This window comes from Aquimarina aquimarini (assembly GCF_900299535.1).
Classification (GTDB): Bacteria; Bacteroidota; Bacteroidia; order Flavobacteriales; family Flavobacteriaceae; genus Aquimarina; species Aquimarina aquimarini.
Genome location: NZ_OMKE01000018.1, coordinates 52,686 through 71,494 on the forward strand (window position 1 = coordinate 52,686; position 18,809 = coordinate 71,494).

The window sequence follows — 18,809 nt, forward strand, 5'->3', positions numbered from 1 at the left end:
AATCCTATATTAATTTCTTTTTGGCTTGAAAATCTATTTTCTAGGTAGGATATAAATATAAAGAACGGATATTGATGAGATAAATTATTTTGTAATTTGCAATCTTATAAAAAATATATAGTATGCATGTAAAAGAATTTGAAATTCGATGGAATGATATAGATGCAAACCGCCACCTTGCTAATAAAGCATACATAGAATTTGCAGCACATACCAGAATGGCATTTTTGATAGAAAACGGGTTTGACCAAAGGTCGTTAGCCAAATTTAATATTGGACCTATTGTGTTTTATGAACATATCTATTATTTTAAAGAAGTGTTTTATGGAAAGCCTATACAGGTCTCTTTAGAGGTTTCAGGTCTTAGTGAAGATGGAAAATTTTTTGAATTCAGACATAATTATTACGATCAAAAAGGAAGGAATTTTGCGAGATGCGAAATGATGGGAGCATGGATAGACTTAGACAGTCGAAAATTAATTGCACTTCCTGAAGAAATGAATGAGTTGTTAAGAAAAATGGAGCACCCTGATGATTTTAGGGTCTTAACCAAAGATGATACTAGAAAATTTGCTAAAACCCCAGTAGATTTAAGCTAGTTTTTAGTGTAATAATTAGTTGATTATATGTCTCTGATTTAGGACAATGCTTTCGGTTTTTTGGTGACTAGGTATACTCCAACAAAAATCAAGAAAGTTGCTCCTATTTTGATGATATCTAACTCATCTTTGCCTAGTGCAATGGCAAATGTTGATGCCAAAAGGGGTTGTAGGTAAATAAAGACGGCAACAGTAGTAGGCTTGAGCTCTTTTATTGCAAAAATATTTAGAACATAAGTTCCGAATGTAGCAAAAAGAATAACATAACCAATTTTTAGATAACCATCAAGAGGGATTGAATCAACCTGTATATCTAGTAGTTGCGAAAATCCAAAAGGCAAGACAAATATAAATCCAATGGTGTACATCCACTTCATAAAAGTAAAGGGATGATATTTTTGAGTAATCTTTTTTACAACAATGATATAACAGGCATAAGAAGCAGCATTAATGAAAACCAGAAAATTCCCTAGCATTGGATTTGCTGATGTTCCCGAGCTTCCCGAACCGTAAAGAATGATAAGTAATGTTCCAGAAAGTCCAACCAATACTCCTATTATTTTTAATATTCGTATTTTTTCTTTCAGGAATATCACAGCTAGTATGAGTACAATAATAGGGGTAGTCACCATAAGTACAGAGGCACTAATAGGAGTGGTAAGGTTTAGGCCTTCAAAAAAAGCAAGCATATTGATCCCTACGCCAAATAAGGCTGCTACAGCGATTCTTGCAAAATCTTTATGAGCTATTTTTTCCTTTGGCCCTAATAATCCAATAGCCCAAAATAATAGTGCTGCGCCCAATACTCGTATTACAATAAAACCAAAAGGCTGCACATAATGAGGCATTACATCTTTGGCAATGGTGTAATTTGCTCCATAAAAAACAGCTACAAAACTTGCAGCAATAAGAGCTAATGTTCTTTTACTCATTGATTATTTAGCTAGTTTGGCAGCTTCTACCGTTTTTTTTGCATTACCAATAAAAATTTGATCTTCAATTATGATAACAGGGCGTTTTAAAAAAGTGTAATGTTCAAGAATTAATTTTTTGTAATCGCCCTCTGATAAGGATTTGTTTTTAAGATCCCGTTCTTTGTACAATCGGGCTCTTTTACTAAATAGAGCCTCGTAACTACCAGCTAAATCTTGCATTTCTTCAATTTGTGACACAGTAATAGCCTCTGTTTTGATGTCTTGAAAAATAAAATCCGAAGAAAGTTCTAATTCAGTTCTAATACGTTTGCAAGTATCACAAGTCGATAAATGGTATATCTTTTTCACAGCTAATTATATTTTAAGTATCAAAATCACCGCAAAGGAAATCCATTTTACAATTAAATCTTATATTTTTGGCTAAAAATTATGAAATGAATTGCAGTGATGTATATCGTTTATAAATGATATTGTCACTAGAGAATTCTAACTGACTTTTGAAAATCAATAAAATAAACAGGTATATACTATGCAAGACCCATTGATAATAGCTCGAGTAAATAGAAAAGCATTAGAAAAAATGTTGGATCACTATTCAATAGATCAGTTGAATAAGATTCCTGAAGGTTTTAAAAACAACTTGATTTGGAATATAGCACATGTTATAGTAACTCAACAACTTCTTGTATATAAATTAAGTGGATTACCTATGATGGTTAGTGATCAAATGGTAGATTTATACAAAAAAGGAACTAAGCCAGAACGGAATGTTACGGTAGAAGAAGTAGCAGAGATAAAGGAGCTTTTATTTACCACCTTGGATAAAACAGAAAAAGATTTAAGTGATGATGTCTTCAAAAGTTATAATGAATATACTACTAGCGCAGGTTTTGTGCTAACATCTGCCCAAAATGCTTTGACTTTTAATGATTATCATGAAGGCCTCCATTTGGGATACGCAATGGCTTTAAGAAAACTATTATAAAATGGTGTAGGTAAAAAAAGAAGAAACATCTTTTTTGTCCAACCTTAATTCAATAGGCCCTTCAGCATACGAATTGATTTCATATTGATTATAGTAAAGGACTACTTCATTACTGGTAAACCCTATAGTTTCTGGTAAGCTGAAAGTATCATCTTCAAAAAAGAAGCCAGTGCTGTTGATCGATTCATTTTCAGGAATTTTATGTTGTTCTCTGAAGATTTTTTCAACATATTGCTTAAAATGATTATGATCTTTTAATAAATCACTATTTGATAGTTTTTTACCATTTTCAGTATCGACGTTTAAGTAAGAAACAGTACCGTTGCCATGTGCGCCACCAGTAAATACATAAGAGTCAATAAGTATAGAAATAAGATTATCACTCTGGTAATTTAGTTCACAGTCTATAGTGGCTTCGTGTGGAATATTATCATCAGGAAATTCATTACGTATATTTTGATATGAGGTGTTGAATTGAGATACAATATCTTTTATAGAAAGAGTAGTAGAGGTTTTGTCAATACCTAGACCAATACAAATGGTGTTTTGAATTTCTTTATTGATCATTTTGGCTACAGGGCCATCTCCAATAATGTTTAGCAAATTAATTTCAATAGAAGCGCAATCTACAGACTCACAATCTATGATCATATCTGTGGTGAAACTTTGTTTTTCAATAGAAAAAGATTCTCTGTTGTTACAAGCGTATAATCCTATTGAAATTATCAATAAAAAAATGATTCTTGATTTGCTGTTAGTTTTTGTGTTAATCATCTACTAAAGATATTCATTGAAATATGATTAGAACGAATTTAATCATACATTTGTTTATGTTTTTTACATTAAAAAAAGCAAGTTAATTTATTCTTGCCAAAAACTAATATTTAGATGAAATTTAACACAAAAACAATTCACGGAGGACAGAAACATGATCCAGCTTATGGTGCAGTCATGCCTCCTATTTATCAAACATCTACTTATGCACAAACGACTCCAGGAGGGCATAAAGGGTTTGAATATAGTAGAACACATAATCCTACCAGAAAAGCATTAGAAGATTCTTTTGCCAGTATAGAGAACGGAAAATTTGGATTAGCTTTTGGATCTGGATTAGCAGCGATAGATGCTATAATTAAATTATTGAAACCAGGTGATGAAGTAATTTCTACCAATGATTTATATGGAGGGACATATCGTTTATTTACCAAGATTTTTGAAGATTTTGGAATTAAATTTCATTTTATAGGTATGGAGAATGCTGATAATTTGGAGCAATATGTAACAGAAAAGACCAAATTAATTTGGGTTGAAACACCAACTAACCCAATGATGAATATTATTGATATTAAGGCGGTAGCAGAGATTTCTAAAAAAAACAATCTATTGTTAGCAGTAGATAATACATTTGCTACACCATATTTACAGAGGCCTTTGGATTTAGGAGCTGATATAGTAATGCATAGTGCTACTAAGTATATGGGAGGACATAGTGATGTGGTTATGGGGGCACTAGTTGTAAAAGATGAAGAACTAGCAGAGAAGCTATACTTTATTCAAAATGCAAGTGGTGCTGTTTGTGGGCCTCAAGATAGTTTTTTGGTGCTTAGAGGAATCAAAACATTGCATGTGCGAATGCAACGCCATTGTGAAAATGGGGAGGCAATTGCTAAATACTTAAAGAATCACCCTAAGATTGAAAAAGTATATTGGCCTGGTTTTGAGGATCACCCTAATCATAAGGTAGCAGCAGCACAGATGGATGATTTTGGAGGGATGATTTCTTTTGTAACCAAAGGCAGTGATTATGATAAAGCAATTAAAATTGTAGAAAAATTAAAAGTCTTTACGTTGGCTGAATCTTTAGGTGGAGTAGAGAGTCTTGCAGGACACCCTGCTAGTATGACACATGCTTCCATACCAAAAGAAGAAAGAGAAAAAACAGGAGTGGTTGATTCGTTGATCAGATTGAGTGTAGGGATTGAAGATGTAGATGATTTAATTGCAGATCTTGAGCAAGCGATAGGATAAAATGTTATTATATTCAAAAAATAAACTTGTTTTTTTGGGAATATCATATATTTGGCCTAATATTTCAACTTATAGATAAGAATTTATTAATTCAATTAACATATGCAAGCAAAGATAGATGCATTTATGGAAGAAGTAAAGGCTCGTAACGCTCATGAGCCTGAGTTCTTGCAAGCAGTACAAGAAGTAGCAGAAACCGTAATCCCGTATATAGCTTCAAATGAAATTTATAACGGCAAGAACATTCTTTTAAGAATGGTTGAGCCAGAAAGAGCTATTATGTTTCGTGTACCATGGGTAGATGATAAAGGAGAAATTCATGTGAATAGAGGGTACCGAATTCAGATGAATTCTGCGATAGGTCCGTATAAAGGAGGGCTGCGTTTTCACCCTTCTGTAAATATAAGTATATTAAAGTTTTTGGCTTTTGAACAAGTGTTCAAAAACAGTTTAACTACACTTCCTATGGGTGGAGGTAAAGGAGGGTCTGATTTTGATCCAAAAGGAAAATCTGATGATGAAATTATGCGTTTTTGCCATAGTTTTATGAGTGAGCTTTTTAGACATATTGGCCCTGATACAGACGTGCCTGCAGGAGATATAGGAGTAGGAGGACGTGAAATAGGATTTCTATTTGGTATGTACCGTAAACTGCGTAATGAGTTTACAGGGGTACTTACTGGAAAAGGCCTTACTTGGGGAGGATCATTAATCCGCCCAGAAGCTACAGGATATGGTACAGTATACTTTGCAAAAAATATGCTTGAAACCAAAGGAGATTCTTTTGAAGGAAAAACGGTTACTATTTCTGGTTCAGGAAATGTTGCGCAATTTGCAGCTGAGAAAGCAACGCAATTAGGAGGAAAAGTTGTGACTTTATCAGATTCATCAGGATACATTTATGACAAAGATGGAATAGATGAAGACAAACTGGCCTTTGTGATGGAGCTTAAGAATATAAAAAGAGGTCGTATTAGTGAATACGCAGATAAATATTCATCTGCAGAATTCCATAAAGGAGAAACTCCTTGGGGAGTGAAATGTGATATAGCACTACCATGTGCTACACAGAATGAATTACATGGTGATGATGCTCAAAAGTTGATAGCTAATGGATGTGTATGTGTAAGCGAAGGAGCTAATATGCCAAGTACCCCAGAAGCAATTGAAGCTTTTCATAAAGCAAAAATATTCTTTGCTCCTGGTAAAGCGTCAAATGCAGGAGGAGTTGCTACCTCAGGATTAGAAATGACGCAAAACTCATTGCGTTATAACTGGACTCGTGAAGAGGTAGATGAAAAACTAAAGCAAATCATGGAAGAAATCCATGCTTCTTGTCTTGAGTATGGTAATGATGGTAATGGATATGTAGACTATGTAAAAGGAGCAAATATCGCAGGTTTTGTGAAAGTAGCAGATGCTATGCTAGCACAAGGTGTGATATAAAAAAAATACCATATATATAAAACCTGTTTGTGTATATACACAAACAGGTTTTATGTTTACTAAATCTAGGTATTACTTGGCATATAGGTGCAGTTTTTTGTGATTGAAGAAATACAATAGTTAAAAATATCTTATTTAAAACCTAAAAGCTTCTCGAAAATAAGCTCAAACGGCTTTTTTGGTTATTTTTACTCGATAATGATTATCAACTCTTCAGCCATAGTAATACACTCAATACGTTATAGTGAAGCAGACTTAATTGTCTCCTTGTTCACAAAAACCAGTGGGTTACGATCTTATTTGCTGAAAGGGGTTTTAAAATCAAAAAGAGGAAAGATCAGAGCGTCATTATTTCAGCCACTTACCTTATTAGAGGTGCAGGCTGCTCATAAAGATAAAGGGTCTTTAGAAAGAATTAAAGAAGCCAGAATAAAAAATGTATACACTACTTTGCATACAGATTATATAAAAAGTGCATTGGTGTTTTTTATCTCAGAAGTGCTAAAGAATTCAATTCATGAAGAAGAAGCAAATACAAGTTTGTTTGAGTATTTAGAAACGGCTTTGCTATGGTTGGATACTCATGATACTATTGGCAATTTTCATATTACATTTTTAACCAAGCTTACTCAGTATTTAGGATTTTACCCAGATGTATCACAGCTAGAATTACCTTATTTTAATATGCAGGAAGGAGTTTTTCAGACAGCTAGTAGTAATGTGTATTGCGTTGATGGTGATCAGGTAGCACAATTCAAATTATTTTTGGGTACAAATTTTGAGGATAGTATGAATATTGGGTTGTCCAAAGACGTACGAGCTAAGATTCTTGCTATGTTATTAGTATATTTTGAGTTACATTTGCACGGCTTTAAGAAACCGAAGTCACTTTCCGTTTTACAAGAAATTTTTAATTAAGATAATGAGGCTATTTATTTTTACTTTGTTTGGAATGTTTTATATGCTATCGGGCCAAGCTCAAAGTATAACAGTGTATAGTGAGGCAAATAATAAGCCTATTCCTAATGTAGCTATTTACAATAAAATTAAATCGAAAAGTGTTATCACTAATTTTGAAGGTGTTGCTGATATTTCTGCCTTTTCTGAGATAGAAATTCTTTACTTCACTCATGTTTCTCATATTGGTAAAAATGTACTTAAATCCAAAATATTAAAAACAAATGCAGTGTATTTACAGGCTGATGAAAATCAGCTTTCTGAGGTCGTTATTTCTGTGTCAAAATGGGAGCAGGAACAAAAAGATATTACTCAAAAAATTGTAAGTATTACTGCTAATGAAATAGAGTTGTCTGCGCCGCAAACATCAGCAGATCTTTTACAAAGTAGTGGGCAAGTGTTTGTTCAAAAAAGTCAATTAGGAGGAGGAAGTCCTATTATAAGAGGATTTTCTACAAATAGATTGTTGTTGACCGTAGATGGAGTACGTATGAATACTGCGATATTTAGAGGAGGTAATGTGCAAAATGTGATATCTGTAGACCCTTTTACAATAGATAGAACAGAAGTGATATTAGGGCCTGGATCTGTGGTGTATGGTAGTGATGCAGTAGGTGGTGTGATGAACTTTTATACTTCTCAACCTAAGTTTGCTATTAAAGGCAAGAGTAAAATAAGCGGTAACGCATTAGTACGATATGCAAGTGCTAGTGATGAAAAAACAGGGCATATAGATTTTAATATTGGGTTAGAGAAGTGGGCTTTTTTAACAAGTGTAAGTTATACAGATTTTGATGATTTAAAAATGGGAAGTCATGGACCTGATGATTATTTGAGAAATGAATATGTTGAGACTATAAATGGAGAAGATTTTGTACTACAAAATAATGATCCTGAAAAACAACTTTTTACGGGGTATGATCAAATTAATTTATTGCAAAAGGCTCGTTTTATGCCTAATGAAAAATGGGATATAAAAGCAAGTCTTATTTATACAGAAACATCAGATTACCCCCGTTATGATCGTTTGATAAGACGAAGAAATGGAAATTTGAGATCTGCAGAATGGTTTTATGGGCCACAACGATGGTTTATGGGGAATTTGCAAGTATCTCAAAAATCTAAAAGTATGTTGTATGATAAGATGAAAATTACTGGAGCATATCAATATTTTGAAGAAAGTAGAAATGATCGAAATTTTCAAAGTACTGTTTTAGAAAGAACACAAGAACAGGTTGATGCGTATTCGTTTAATTGGGACTTTGAAAAGAAATTTGGAGAGAAAACAACAGTGTATTACGGATTAGAATATGTGTTGAATCAAGTGTATTCTGATGGATCAGAGAGAGATATAGAAACAGGAGATGTCCAAGACGCTCCTTCTAGGTATCCAGATGGGTCTACTTGGCAATCTATAGCTGCGTATACCAGCTTAAAACATAAGATAAGTGAAAAGCTTAGATTTCAAGGAGGACTAAGGTATAATCGTATCATTTTATACTCAGAATTTGATGATCAGTTCTTTGATTTTCCGTTTGCAGAAGCAAATATAGATACAGAAGCATTGACAGGTACTGCGGGTTTAAGTTGGTTTCCTAATGATAAAATACAGTGGAAATTAAATTTCTCTACAGCTTTTAGAGCTCCTAATATTGATGATGTAGGTAAAATTTTTGATTCAGAGCCTGGATCGGTAGTAGTACCTAATCCAGAAATAAAATCAGAATATGCCTACAATGGAGAAATTGGAGTAAAATTAAATTTATGTGAAAGTTTATCTTTGGATATGGCAACATATTACACCTATCTTGATGATGCATTGATCCGACGAGATTTTAATTTAAATGGAGTGACTGAAATTGAATTTGGAGGTGAATTAAGTAATGTGCAAGCTATTCAAAATGCAGCAAATGCTAGAATATATGGTTTTGAGGCAGGGGTAAAGTATGATTTCTCTAATAACCTGAAGCTAATTTCAAAATATACCTTTGTAGGAGGAAAAGAAGAATCAGATGATGGGGTTTCCTCTCCAGCAAGACATGTGTCACCACAATTTGGGAATACTCATATTACATATACATTGCCTAAGTTAACTATAGATGCGTTTGCGATTTATAATGGAAAATTAGATTTTGATGACCTTTCTCCATCAGAGCAAAGCAAGGATTTTTTGTATGCAGCTGATCAAAACGGAAATCCATATTCACCTTCTTGGTACACCCTTAATTTGAGAACCCAATATCAGGTAACCAAAAACTTAAAAGGGATAGTAACATTAGAAAACATTACAGATCAAAGATATCGTTCATACTCCTCAGGTATTGCTGCGCCAGGAAGAAATTTTATTCTATCACTTAAATATACATTGTAATATAATCCTGAAAAAGATAAAATATTGAAAAATACATTATTCATATTTGATATAGATGGTACGCTTACAGACAGTGTGCCTATGTATTTGTTTTCTGTGACACAATCACTCTTTGCTTTGGGTATTTCTGATATAGATACAGATTACGATAACTATAAGCATCACACAGATAGTTATGCATTGAGGTATAACTATGAGCGTAATTTCAAGAAAACGTTCCCAGATGATTTATTAGATGATTTTGAATTGGATTTGGTGAATCAAATGAAGACGTTTGACCCTGTTAAAGAAATTGAAGGAGCAAAATTGTTAATTCAGTTTTTGAAAATTAATAATATTCCTTTTTGTTTTGCCACAGGAGCATTGCCAAAACCTGCTATGATTAAACTCGATCAATGTGGGATATGGTATGATGAAAAATTGTTAGCAACTTCAAAAACACATGAATCAAGAGAGGGTTTTGTGGTAGAGGCAATAAAAAAAGCAAAAGCTTTTTACAATAAAGAGAATTTTAATCGAATCATATCAGTAGGTGATGGTGTGTGGGATTTAAAAACAGCCCAAAATTTATCTATAGATTTTGTTGGTATTGGTGATAAGAATAGAGAAAAACTTATACAGAACGGTGCAGAGAAATGTTTTTCTAATCTTATGGAATTTAAAGATTCGTTAGTTTAATTCTTATTAGCTCTTAACTCATTCATCAAATCAGTATCGAATTTCTTTTTAAGTGCTGTGACTTCTTTTACATTATCGTTGGGAATGGCTATGGATAACACATAGTGTTTTATTTTCCATCCACTAACAGTTTTTTCTACAATACCACTTCCTCTGCATATACCCATTTGTGTATCTAGTAGTTCATCAAACCATGCAATGTTGTTGTTGTCTTTTAAAAAAATATTTCTGTCAAGAGTAGAGAAGCTCCAAGCTTTTCCTTTGTCAAAATAAGGTTTTGAAAAAGCTTTAAATGCTGTAATATTCCAGTTTTCTGTAGGGTCTGTACCAATAAAGATTGCATCAGAAGTCATAAGCCCAAAATAAGTGTCAAAATCTGCATCTGCAGCAGCTTTGTGCCACTGTTCAAGCGTTGTTTTGATTTCAGTGTTTTGCTGTGCAAAACAAAAACTACAAGTAAATAGTAATATGATGAGTTTTTGCATGTGATTTATTTTTATTAATTGTCTTGAATATCGATTTCTCTCAATAATTCTTTTTCTATATTTTCGGGTATAGCAAGCGATAACTCATTCAATTGAATAATCAAACTATTGTATGCTTTGATTAATCTAGTGTTGGCTTCCATTACTTTTTTTGGATCTTGTTTTTTCTTTTCAGCAATTAATTTTAACAAGCCTGTTTCTGTAGATAATACACGTATACGAGAATTTATAGTGTTTGTATTTAAATCTTCAGAAAGATTTTCTTTGAAGGTGCTTACAAGTAAATCAATACTGTCAACATGTTTGTTTACAAAAAAAGGATTAGCATTACGTAGTGTGGTTACAAAACTCCGTAGGTTTTGAAAATCATCAAAACTTTCCAAGCTTTTTTCTGCTTCTATAGAGAGTTTTAAAAGATCTAAATCAGCCTTTTCCTTAGAAAGACTATCTAATTGAATGATGGGGGTTGTTTCTTGTGTTTTAATCTTTTTCTCGTTCTGACAACCAAAGAAAATTAATAGTATTCCTAAAAAAAGAAATATGCGCATCCTGTGTTTTATTAGTAAGAACTCAAAAATAAGGTATTTATATCAAACCAATTTATAAAATTGTTGAGTATTGCTTGTAGGAGACTTGTGAAATGTTGCTAAAGAGGTGTTATTTTATTTTTTGTAGTAGAGGATTGAATGCTTTTGACGCTACAATAATTTTGTCACCAATTTTCATTGTTTGTACCTCTGTTTCTTCTGCAACTACTTTTACAAAATTAGAGCCAATTAAGACAGTTACTATATAGATGATATCTTCTTTTTTGATTTCAACGATTTCTCCTGAGAACTGAAATTTTCCACTTACCTGCTTGGTTGTGAATACATCAATTGGTTTTCCTTGTTGAATGATTTTCCCATTTTCAATATTCAATACAATATCAGACATTTTTATAACCTCTGCAATATCATGACTTATAAGTAGTGTTGTTAGGCCAAACTGTTGATGTGCTTTGAGGATGTAATCTTGTAATTTTGCTCGCATTTTTATGTCTAATGCAGAGAGGGGCTCATCCAGCATTAGTATTTCAGGTTTTCTTACCAATGCCCTTGCCAATGCAACTCTTTGTTTTTGTCCGCCTGAAAGTTTATTGGGTTTTTGATGTTGCAGGTCTTTGAGTTCGATAATATGCATTAATTGAGAGATGATTTCTTTGTCTTGCCCTTTCTCTAGTGCATACAAGAGGTTTTCTTTTACAGTCATATTCGGAAACAATGCATAGTCCTGAAATACAAACCCTATTTTTCTTTGTTGAGGCGTTAAACAAATTCCTTTTTTTGTGTCAAGCCAAGTTTTTTGGTTAACGATAATCTGTCCTTCATCTGGTTGAAGTAATCCAGCAATCATTCTAAGGATTGATGTTTTTCCTACCCCCGAATTGCCGTATAATGTAGTCAAAGTGCCTTGTTGTATATGGATGTTAATATCAAGAAGCATAATCCCGCTTGCCGCAGTTAGTTCTTTTTGTAAAGTTATCTGTATCATTTCCAGAATTTTTTCAAATACCCCCCATTGATCAAATATACTAATAGTAGAATGCTGAATGTAATTATAAATAAAATGATAGAATACCAATTAGCAGCTACATAGTTTAACGCTTCTACCTCATCATAAATGGCAATAGATGCTACTTTTGTCTTCCCCGGTATATTCCCACCGATCATTAATACGACACCAAACTCTCCTATAGTGTGAGCAAAAGCTAATACGATACCTGTGAGAATAGATGGTTTTATGTTGGGTAATAATACATTGAAAATGGTTGTTATTTTTGATTTTCCTAATACATAAGATGCCTCAGTAAGTGTGGTAGGTAAATTTGCAAAACCTGCTTGTATAGGATGTACCATAAACGGAAGGCTGTATATGATTGATGCAAGAACGAGTCCTTTGAATGAGAAAATAAGACGTAATCCCAGATAATCATTTAACCATGCTCCAAGGGTAGTGCTTGGTCCAAAAACGACTAGCATATAAAACCCTAAAACCGTTGGCGGTAAGACAAGAGGCATACTTATTAAGGTTTCTAGTAGTGGTTTTATTCTTGATTTTGTGTGAGCTAGCCAATAAGATACTGGAATAGAAATAACGATTAACAAAAATGTTGTTGTTAATGCTAGCTTGAATGTGAGTAATAAAGGTTGCCAATCAATCATTGTGATAACATTATTTCGGTGGTTTTAATCATCGAGGTGATTTTTTCTCCAATCTTTAATTGTAATTGATCAGTAGCGTCAGAAGTTATAATTGCTGTTATCTTTCCTACAGTGGTGTCAATGATAAGTTTGCTTAGTAACATCCCTTTTTCTATATTAATAATTTCTCCTGAAATTTGATTTTGTATGCTTGTAAGATGCGTGGTTCCTTTACCAATAATAACTTCGGTTTCTTTAAATATTATTTTAATAGAATTTCCTTTTTGTAGGTAGGGTGCAGTATCGGGGGTTTCGATTAGTATTGTGTTAAAAAAAATAGATGCTACTTGTATGGTAACTATTGATATACTATCATTGGTTTTTATAGCTGTTATTTTTCCTTTGAGAACATTCATAATTTAATTGTCTTGTATCGAATATCCAGAATCTATTAGAATTTTATGGGCATCAGGGGAAGATAAAAAATTATAAAATTTTTCAGCCTCTCTTTGCTTAGAATTAGCGTGTTTTAGGATCACGACTCCTTGTGCAATAGGAGAATAGTGAGCTTCCTCTATTGGTGCCCATTTGCCTTTATTGTTCAATTCTTGAGATAAAACTACGGATTTTGAAGTAAAACCAACTTCTGCTGCCTTTGAAATGATGAATTGATTGGTTTGTGAAATGTTTTCGCCATAGACCAATTTGTTTTTTATCTTATGATATATTTTGTGGTGTTTTAATGCTTCTATACTTGCAGTTCCGTAGGGCGCAGTTTTGGGGTTAGCTAGTGCAATATGATTTATTTTATGACTGGTAAGTACGTCTATAGAAGGAGATGTACTATCTGTCATTGACCAGAGCACTAATTTTCCGTACCCGTATACTTTTGGTTTTTTGATTGTTTTACCTGACTCAAATAATTCTTTGGGATATTTCATATCTGCAGAAAGAAATACATCAAAAGGAGCTCCTTCTTTGATTTGTGCGGTTAATTTTCCAGAAGAGCTGATAATGAGATTGCATTCGATACCAGTTTGGTTTGTGAAAGTTTTAGATAGCTTTTTTATTACAAACTGCATATTTGCAGCAACAGCAATGTTTAGTTTTTGGTCATTTTTTTGTTGACATGAGGCGCTTATTATCAAAGATGCAAAAAAGAGGTATATAGTTTTTTTCATTTTTGATGAATTAATTTTTAGCTTCCAAAAACACCAGTGATATTTGCTAATTTAGTATTAATCAAATACTTTTAAGAGGTTAGTCTTTGTAAAAGGCTAAAATAACTTTGATTCTTTATAATTCTCTCTTTTTATGATGTTTTTTGTCCTTTAATTCCCGTTGCACAACCATAAAAATATTCGGTATACTCGATATTAAATTCTTTGGTTTTAAAAATTTGATAAATGTTTCGTGCATTAGTAAACTCTTGTGTATAGACACCTAGCATTTTATAAGTGTCGGGGCTCCCTAGAAATATTTTTCCTAAAATTGGGATGATATTTTTTAAGTAAAACATAAAAAATAATTTTAGAAGCCTGTTTTTTGGAACAGAAATTTCTATTAATGAGAACTTGCCGCCTGGTTTTAGAATTCGATCAATCTCGTTTGCTAATCTACGAAGTTGATTATCGTTGAATGTCTTTAAACCAAAACCAGAAATAATATAATCTACAGTCTGACTTTTTATTGAGTTATTAAAGACATTTTCTTCTAATATTTTAATGTCAAAAGAGTTAAATCTTTTTTTGTTTTTTCTTGCTCGTTTTGTCATTTCAGATGAAAAATCAAGACTGATTAAGGTTGATTTTTCATCATTTTTTCTAAGAATATGCTTCCAGCATTCTCCCATTCCTGTCATTAAATCAACAACAATTTTTCCTTTTTCAATGTCAATCTCATCAACACATTGTTTTCTCCATCTTTCGCTAAAGCCAAATGACGTGATGTAGTTTACTTTTGAATATGAACTACTCATTTTATCGAATAGCTTTTTAACAAATTTAGGTTCGTAAATCTCGTTCATTGATTGTTATAAATTAAATGGGTTCATATCTTTTAAAATTGATCTTTTAACAGTTTCTGGATATCCATTCTGTAAAGTCAATATATCCTAGTGTGTTTTCGGGTATAGGGTGTTCTTCTAGTTCTTTTTTGAGATAGGTAAATGCTTTTCTTTTTTCTATTGGATCAAGCTCTACTGTTTTGGATAAAAATTTTAATATTATTTTTTCATAGGAATCTATGTTTTTTTGTTTTCTTATATATTTTTTTATTGCATCTATCAAGTATCTTAATGTGAAACCATTGTTTGATTCATGATGAATTAATAAGTTGAGCCAATATGTATAGGTGATTAGGTCTTTTCTATCTGTTTTTGTTTGGTTGTTAAGAATGTCGTTGATCCATTGTAGACCTGTTGTAAGGTCCTTTTTTAAGAAATATATATTTGCAAACTGAAATCGAAAAGAGAGCCAATAATTAGTAGGGATTAAGGTTTTATGTTGCTTGATGAAATCTTGGATTTCAGTAATGATTTCATGGGTAGTGTGTAATCCTTTTAGATTTCTGTGAATTTCAAGCTCAATATTGTAAAGCCTGAGTTTTTCTTTGATCAAAGCTGCAGAAACATTTTGTATAGCAAGTGCTTTTTGCTTTAATAGTAAGATTCTTACAAAAGCTTCTTTGTACTGCTTTTTATAGGCTAAAAATGCAAGTAAGTTATTGTTTACTGAAAAATACATTGCAAAATATTCTTTAAGTAGCTCAGGGTTTTGCTCCCATTCTTTGATTAGATTTTCTAGAGTTTGTTTTGCCTTGTCTGCATTTTTTGTAAGTAGTTGTTTTCTGTATTTGTGTAGAGTTTTGAGGGTTTTGTTTTGTAGTGAAACACTTTTTTTGTGTGATAAAGAGAATTGTGCAGGGTTGGTGTTTGCTAGAAGGAGATCTGTGTATTCATTGGTGGCATCAAGAGTGTCTTTTTGTTTTAAGATAATGGTTTTTAATGACTCAAAATCTTGTGGGTATTTTGCTTGGTGTATTTTTCTTTTCCAATCTTGAATATGAAATAATAATACGTTTTGCTGAAAGTGTTTTGCCTTTTTTTCTGCTCTATTTAATTCGCTTTGACAGATGGTGTACTGTCCTTTGTGAAACAAAATTTCTACATTACGAATGATATCCATAAGTTCTGCATTTTTTGAAATTTTGGAGTGGTAATTCCTTAAAGATTGTAGGATGCGTTGTTTTAGGTAATTTTTGATCGTAGTAAGTTGTGCAACAAATGCTTTGTCTTTGAAAAAAGTTTTTATTTCGGCTTCGTTATATGTTTTTTGGGCTTCTATGGCGTCAAAAAGAAGTAAATATTCTGCAGAGTCATTTGTTTGTGAGTTTAGTTTAAAATATCTTTTTTCGCTTTTAGATAATGATTTTATGAGGTAGAATAATTCTTCGTTTTTCTTCATGTTAGAAGCCTATGTTTTTTCAAAAATAGCTTTTTTTTGCTATATAGTATAATTTATATTTGAAGTATTAGAAATCAATAAATTATACTATTATGTCAAATGCAATTAGCTGGTTTGAGATACCCAGTACCAATTTTGAAAGAGCAATACAGTTTTACAATGAGCTTTTGAATGTTGAATTACAGCCGATGGAAGTGGATTTTAAAATGGCGTTTTTCCCTTATAAAGAAGGAGGGGTAGGAGGTTGTGTAACTCATGGCAATGGCAATAAACCATCTCAAGAGGGTACATTTGCATATCTTAATGGGGGTGATGATTTATCAGTGCCTTTGGCACGTGTGGAAAAAGCAGGAGGTAAAGTGCTGATGCCTAAAACATCATTGGGAGAAAATGGGTATATGGCTATATTTCTGGATACAGAGGGTAATAGAGTGGCTTTTCATTCTATGAAGTAGTTTTTATAAGAATAGTGGTTTAAACTTTTTTGATGATAGCAGAAATTGAGTAGAAAAAGTTTAAGCCATTTAGATTATAGAATGTCAATTTTATAGGTGGTTGTATACAGTGTTCTGTAGAAGATTTTTTGAGTCTTTTAAGGATTTGAAGGCTAATAATAAGGATTGGTTTCATGAGAATAAAAAAAATATGAGACTAGTGAATGAATATTTATTAAAAATAATTCAATAATTATGGCGTATAGTGAATTTATAGCAGATAGAATTCGAAGGATTTTGCAAGAGCAAAAAGTGCATTTTTATGAAAAAAAGATGATGGGAGGACTTTGTTTTATGGTAGATGATAAGATGTGTTGTGGAATTCATTATAGTAAAAAAAGAGGGATGGATTTGTTAATGGCTAGAATAGGAAAGGAAGCTGGTAAAGTTGCGATGACCAAAGAAGGCTGTGAGTCTATGGATTTTACGGGAAGACCTATGAAAAATTTTGTTTTTGTAACGCCTGAGGGATTTGACCTTGATGATGATCTTGAATATTGGATTCAATTATGTTTAAATTTTAACCCGATAGCAAAACGAAGTAAGCAAAGGTCTGATTTGTGATCTATATATGGGATTTTTGAAAATATTTTTTGAACGACTCAGTAGTTATTGTGACTTTTGTTTTTTTTGGTATAAAGCGTCAAAAAAATGACATCTTTTTCTGTGCTATTGTAGGAGGTGATGAGAGTAGTTTTTTAGAGATCTACCTTTGTCCTTTATAGTAGGATGTTTTGTGCAACTAACCTTGTTTGTGTAGATGAAGCTCTTGTCGAGCATAGTTTGAATGTTGTGTGGGGTGTTTTATTTGTCAAACCAATTATGATCATTACACAGATCTAAGGCTTTGTTGATTATTTCTGCGTACTTTTTAAGAGGTTTGTTGAATAGCCCAACGAATAATACATCCTTACTAGGAAAATAGAAATAGAACGAATGAAATCCGCCTACCTCCCCAGTGTGGTAAATAATGTTTAGTTTGTATCTAGATTTTGTATTAGGTGTTATAAACCAGCTGTAGCCAATGTTGGGATCTATGGTGTCTTTCCAGTTTTTGGGTTTAAAAATGCTTCTGGAGTCTTTCAGTGATTTTTTACTTAAGAATTTACCTTCTTTTATTGAGTGCTCATAATTTGCTAAATCCATTACAGAGCTCCATATTCCACTATTTCCAGAAGCGGCAAAGGTTGGTACTTCTCCATAATCATTTTCAATATAATGACCATCTATGAGCTTGTATGCATGTGCAACATTATTTTGTGGGTAGGCGCCATCTGTGATTTTGCTGTCGCTCATCTTAGAAGGAGTTAAAATATTTTCAATAATAAATTTTTGCCATTTTTCTTTGGTTACCTGTTCGATGATTAAAGCCAATCCGTTGAAAGCAGGGTTTGAGTATTCATATTTCTCACCAGGTTGAAAATTAAGACTGTCGGCTAACTTTAAAGGGGCAAAATTTTCAGTGTCTTTTGCTGTTAAATAGAATTCAATGTTTTCATCAACTTTTCTGTTATCTGGTAATCCTGAAGAATGAGATAAAAGATGTTTTATTTGGATTTTATTTGCAATTTCTTTGTTTTTAAAATCTTTAAAATACTTAGAAAGGCTGTCGTCTAAAGAAAGGAGTCCTCTTTCTTTTAATATTAATATTCCGTTTGAGACAAAAGTTTTAGAGATGGAGCCAGTGTTAAAAACGGTGTGTTCTGTTATCTTTTCTTTTGTCTTTAGGTCTGCTAGTCCAAAATTCTTTAAGTAAATAATCTCCTCTCCTTTTTTTAAAAGTACAGAGCCTCCTGGTTCAGAGGATTGAATCTCGGACTTTAGTAAGTTATCTAATTTTGATTTTATGTCATTATTATATTTGTTAGACGTGTTGCATGAGATGAAAAGTAGGCTAAAAAAGAGGCATAACCAGAAGTATGTGTGTTTGAATAGTAGCATTTTTGTTTTAATTAAATATTAAAAATGGTGGAGGTTGTGTAAATATATGTTACCAAAAAGTGGAATGTTACCTAATTTGTAAAATCAATGCCTTTTTTTTAGAATTTATAGCGAATAGTTGTTTGTTGAAATGAGAGTAAGGAAGGATCATTCCCAAAAGTTGTGTGTGGATTTAAAATAGATTAAGATCTTTGTAAAAAAACAGCGATTGGATTCCTATATTGACTTACTTAAGCTTGTAAT

21 protein-coding genes are annotated in these 18,809 nt (G+C 32.5%); 9 read left to right on the plus strand and 12 right to left on the minus strand.

All coding sequences use genetic code 11. The features are described 5' to 3' along the window. Positions 1–122 precede the first annotated feature (122 nt). Positions 123–599 (plus strand): acyl-CoA thioesterase, encoded by a 477-nt coding sequence (locus tag DG508_RS10075; protein WP_108868018.1) that lies wholly within the window; start codon positions 123–125, stop codon positions 597–599. 38 nt (positions 600–637) lie between these two features. Here DG508_RS10075 and DG508_RS10080 read toward each other — a convergent pair whose 3' ends face one another. Both DG508_RS10080 and DG508_RS10085 read right to left on the minus strand, forming a co-directional pair. Next, positions 638–1,531, minus strand: coding sequence for a DMT family transporter (locus DG508_RS10080; protein ID WP_108868019.1), 894 nt, complete (start codon positions 1,529–1,531; stop codon positions 638–640). Positions 1,532–1,534: 3 nt separating this feature from the next. Further along, positions 1,535–1,882, minus strand: a complete 348-nt coding sequence (locus DG508_RS10085) for an arsenate reductase family protein (RefSeq protein WP_108868020.1) — start codon at positions 1,880–1,882, stop codon at positions 1,535–1,537. A 181-nt stretch (positions 1,883–2,063) separates the two neighbouring features. Here DG508_RS10085 and DG508_RS10090 point away from each other — a divergent pair, with 181 nt between their 5' ends. Then, on the plus strand, positions 2,064–2,519 hold the full coding sequence (locus DG508_RS10090) for a DinB family protein (RefSeq protein WP_108868021.1): 456 nt from the start codon (positions 2,064–2,066) through the stop codon (positions 2,517–2,519). Here the strand turns inward: DG508_RS10090 and DG508_RS10095 are convergent. Continuing rightward, a complete protein-coding gene (locus DG508_RS10095) occupies positions 2,514–3,293 on the minus strand; it encodes a DUF3298 and DUF4163 domain-containing protein (protein WP_108868022.1) in 780 nt (259 codons plus the stop codon). The genes DG508_RS10090 and DG508_RS10095 overlap by 6 nt on opposite strands. A gap of 114 nt (positions 3,294–3,407) precedes the next feature. On the opposite strand from DG508_RS10095, the gene DG508_RS10100 reads away from it, so the two are divergent. From DG508_RS10100 to DG508_RS10120, 5 genes are all read left to right on the plus strand, one after another. After that, on the plus strand, positions 3,408–4,547 hold the full coding sequence (locus DG508_RS10100; protein WP_108868023.1) for a cystathionine gamma-synthase: 1,140 nt from the start codon (positions 3,408–3,410) through the stop codon (positions 4,545–4,547). A 102-nt stretch (positions 4,548–4,649) separates the two neighbouring features. Beyond that, positions 4,650–5,993, plus strand: coding sequence for an NADP-specific glutamate dehydrogenase (gdhA, locus tag DG508_RS10105; RefSeq protein ID WP_108868024.1), 1,344 nt, complete (start codon positions 4,650–4,652; stop codon positions 5,991–5,993). Positions 5,994–6,191: 198 nt separating this feature from the next. Then, complete coding sequence (recO, locus tag DG508_RS10110) at positions 6,192–6,911, plus strand: DNA repair protein RecO (protein WP_108868025.1); 720 nt, start codon at positions 6,192–6,194, stop codon at positions 6,909–6,911. Positions 6,912–6,915: 4 nt separating this feature from the next. After that, a complete protein-coding gene (locus DG508_RS10115; RefSeq protein WP_108868026.1) occupies positions 6,916–9,321 on the plus strand; it encodes a TonB-dependent receptor plug domain-containing protein in 2,406 nt (801 codons plus the stop codon). A gap of 24 nt (positions 9,322–9,345) precedes the next feature. Beyond that, entirely contained in the window at positions 9,346–9,999 is a 654-nt protein-coding gene (locus DG508_RS10120) for an HAD family hydrolase (protein WP_108868027.1), read from the plus strand. Here the strand turns inward: DG508_RS10120 and DG508_RS10125 are convergent. The 8 genes from DG508_RS10125 to DG508_RS10160 all read right to left on the minus strand — a co-directional run bounded on the left by DG508_RS10125 (position 9,996) and on the right by DG508_RS10160 (position 16,131). Further along, positions 9,996–10,484: a nuclear transport factor 2 family protein gene (locus tag DG508_RS10125; protein ID WP_108868028.1), complete on the minus strand. Its 489-nt coding sequence runs from the start codon at positions 10,482–10,484 to the stop codon at positions 9,996–9,998. The two genes, DG508_RS10120 and DG508_RS10125, sit on opposite strands and share 4 nt — an antisense overlap. 14 nt (positions 10,485–10,498) lie before the next feature. Next, a complete protein-coding gene (locus DG508_RS10130; protein WP_108868029.1) occupies positions 10,499–11,032 on the minus strand; it encodes a hypothetical protein in 534 nt (177 codons plus the stop codon). A 109-nt stretch (positions 11,033–11,141) separates the two neighbouring features. Beyond that, positions 11,142–12,017, minus strand: coding sequence for a sulfate/molybdate ABC transporter ATP-binding protein (locus DG508_RS10135; RefSeq protein ID WP_108868030.1), 876 nt, complete (start codon positions 12,015–12,017; stop codon positions 11,142–11,144). Next, the gene (gene modB, locus DG508_RS10140) at positions 12,014–12,688 is read right to left on the minus strand and encodes a molybdate ABC transporter permease subunit (protein WP_108868031.1); all 675 of its coding nucleotides are present in this window, start codon (positions 12,686–12,688) and stop codon (positions 12,014–12,016) included. Before modB ends, DG508_RS10135 begins: the two co-directional genes overlap by 4 nt. After that, positions 12,685–13,083, minus strand: a complete 399-nt coding sequence (locus DG508_RS10145; protein ID WP_108868032.1) for a TOBE domain-containing protein — start codon at positions 13,081–13,083, stop codon at positions 12,685–12,687. The genes modB and DG508_RS10145 overlap by 4 nt, the downstream gene beginning before the upstream one ends. A 3-nt stretch (positions 13,084–13,086) precedes the next feature. Continuing rightward, entirely contained in the window at positions 13,087–13,848 is a 762-nt protein-coding gene (gene modA, locus DG508_RS10150) for a molybdate ABC transporter substrate-binding protein (RefSeq protein ID WP_108868033.1), read from the minus strand. Between the two features lie 131 nt (positions 13,849–13,979). Then, positions 13,980–14,693, minus strand: coding sequence for a class I SAM-dependent methyltransferase (locus DG508_RS10155; RefSeq protein ID WP_108868034.1), 714 nt, complete (start codon positions 14,691–14,693; stop codon positions 13,980–13,982). Positions 14,694–14,739: 46 nt separating this feature from the next. Continuing rightward, positions 14,740–16,131, minus strand: a complete 1,392-nt coding sequence (locus tag DG508_RS10160) for a hypothetical protein (protein ID WP_108868035.1) — start codon at positions 16,129–16,131, stop codon at positions 14,740–14,742. 92 nt (positions 16,132–16,223) lie between these two features. Here DG508_RS10160 and DG508_RS10165 point away from each other — a divergent pair, with 92 nt between their 5' ends. Both DG508_RS10165 and DG508_RS10170 read left to right on the plus strand, forming a co-directional pair. Continuing rightward, positions 16,224–16,586 (plus strand): VOC family protein, encoded by a 363-nt coding sequence (locus tag DG508_RS10165; RefSeq protein WP_108868036.1) that lies wholly within the window; start codon positions 16,224–16,226, stop codon positions 16,584–16,586. Positions 16,587–16,820: 234 nt separating this feature from the next. Next, a complete protein-coding gene (locus DG508_RS10170) occupies positions 16,821–17,189 on the plus strand; it encodes a TfoX/Sxy family protein (protein ID WP_108868037.1) in 369 nt (122 codons plus the stop codon). A gap of 240 nt (positions 17,190–17,429) precedes the next feature. Here DG508_RS10170 and DG508_RS10175 read toward each other — a convergent pair whose 3' ends face one another. Next, a complete protein-coding gene (locus DG508_RS10175; RefSeq protein WP_108868038.1) occupies positions 17,430–18,566 on the minus strand; it encodes a serine hydrolase domain-containing protein in 1,137 nt (378 codons plus the stop codon). Between the last annotated feature and the right edge of the window lie 243 nt (positions 18,567–18,809).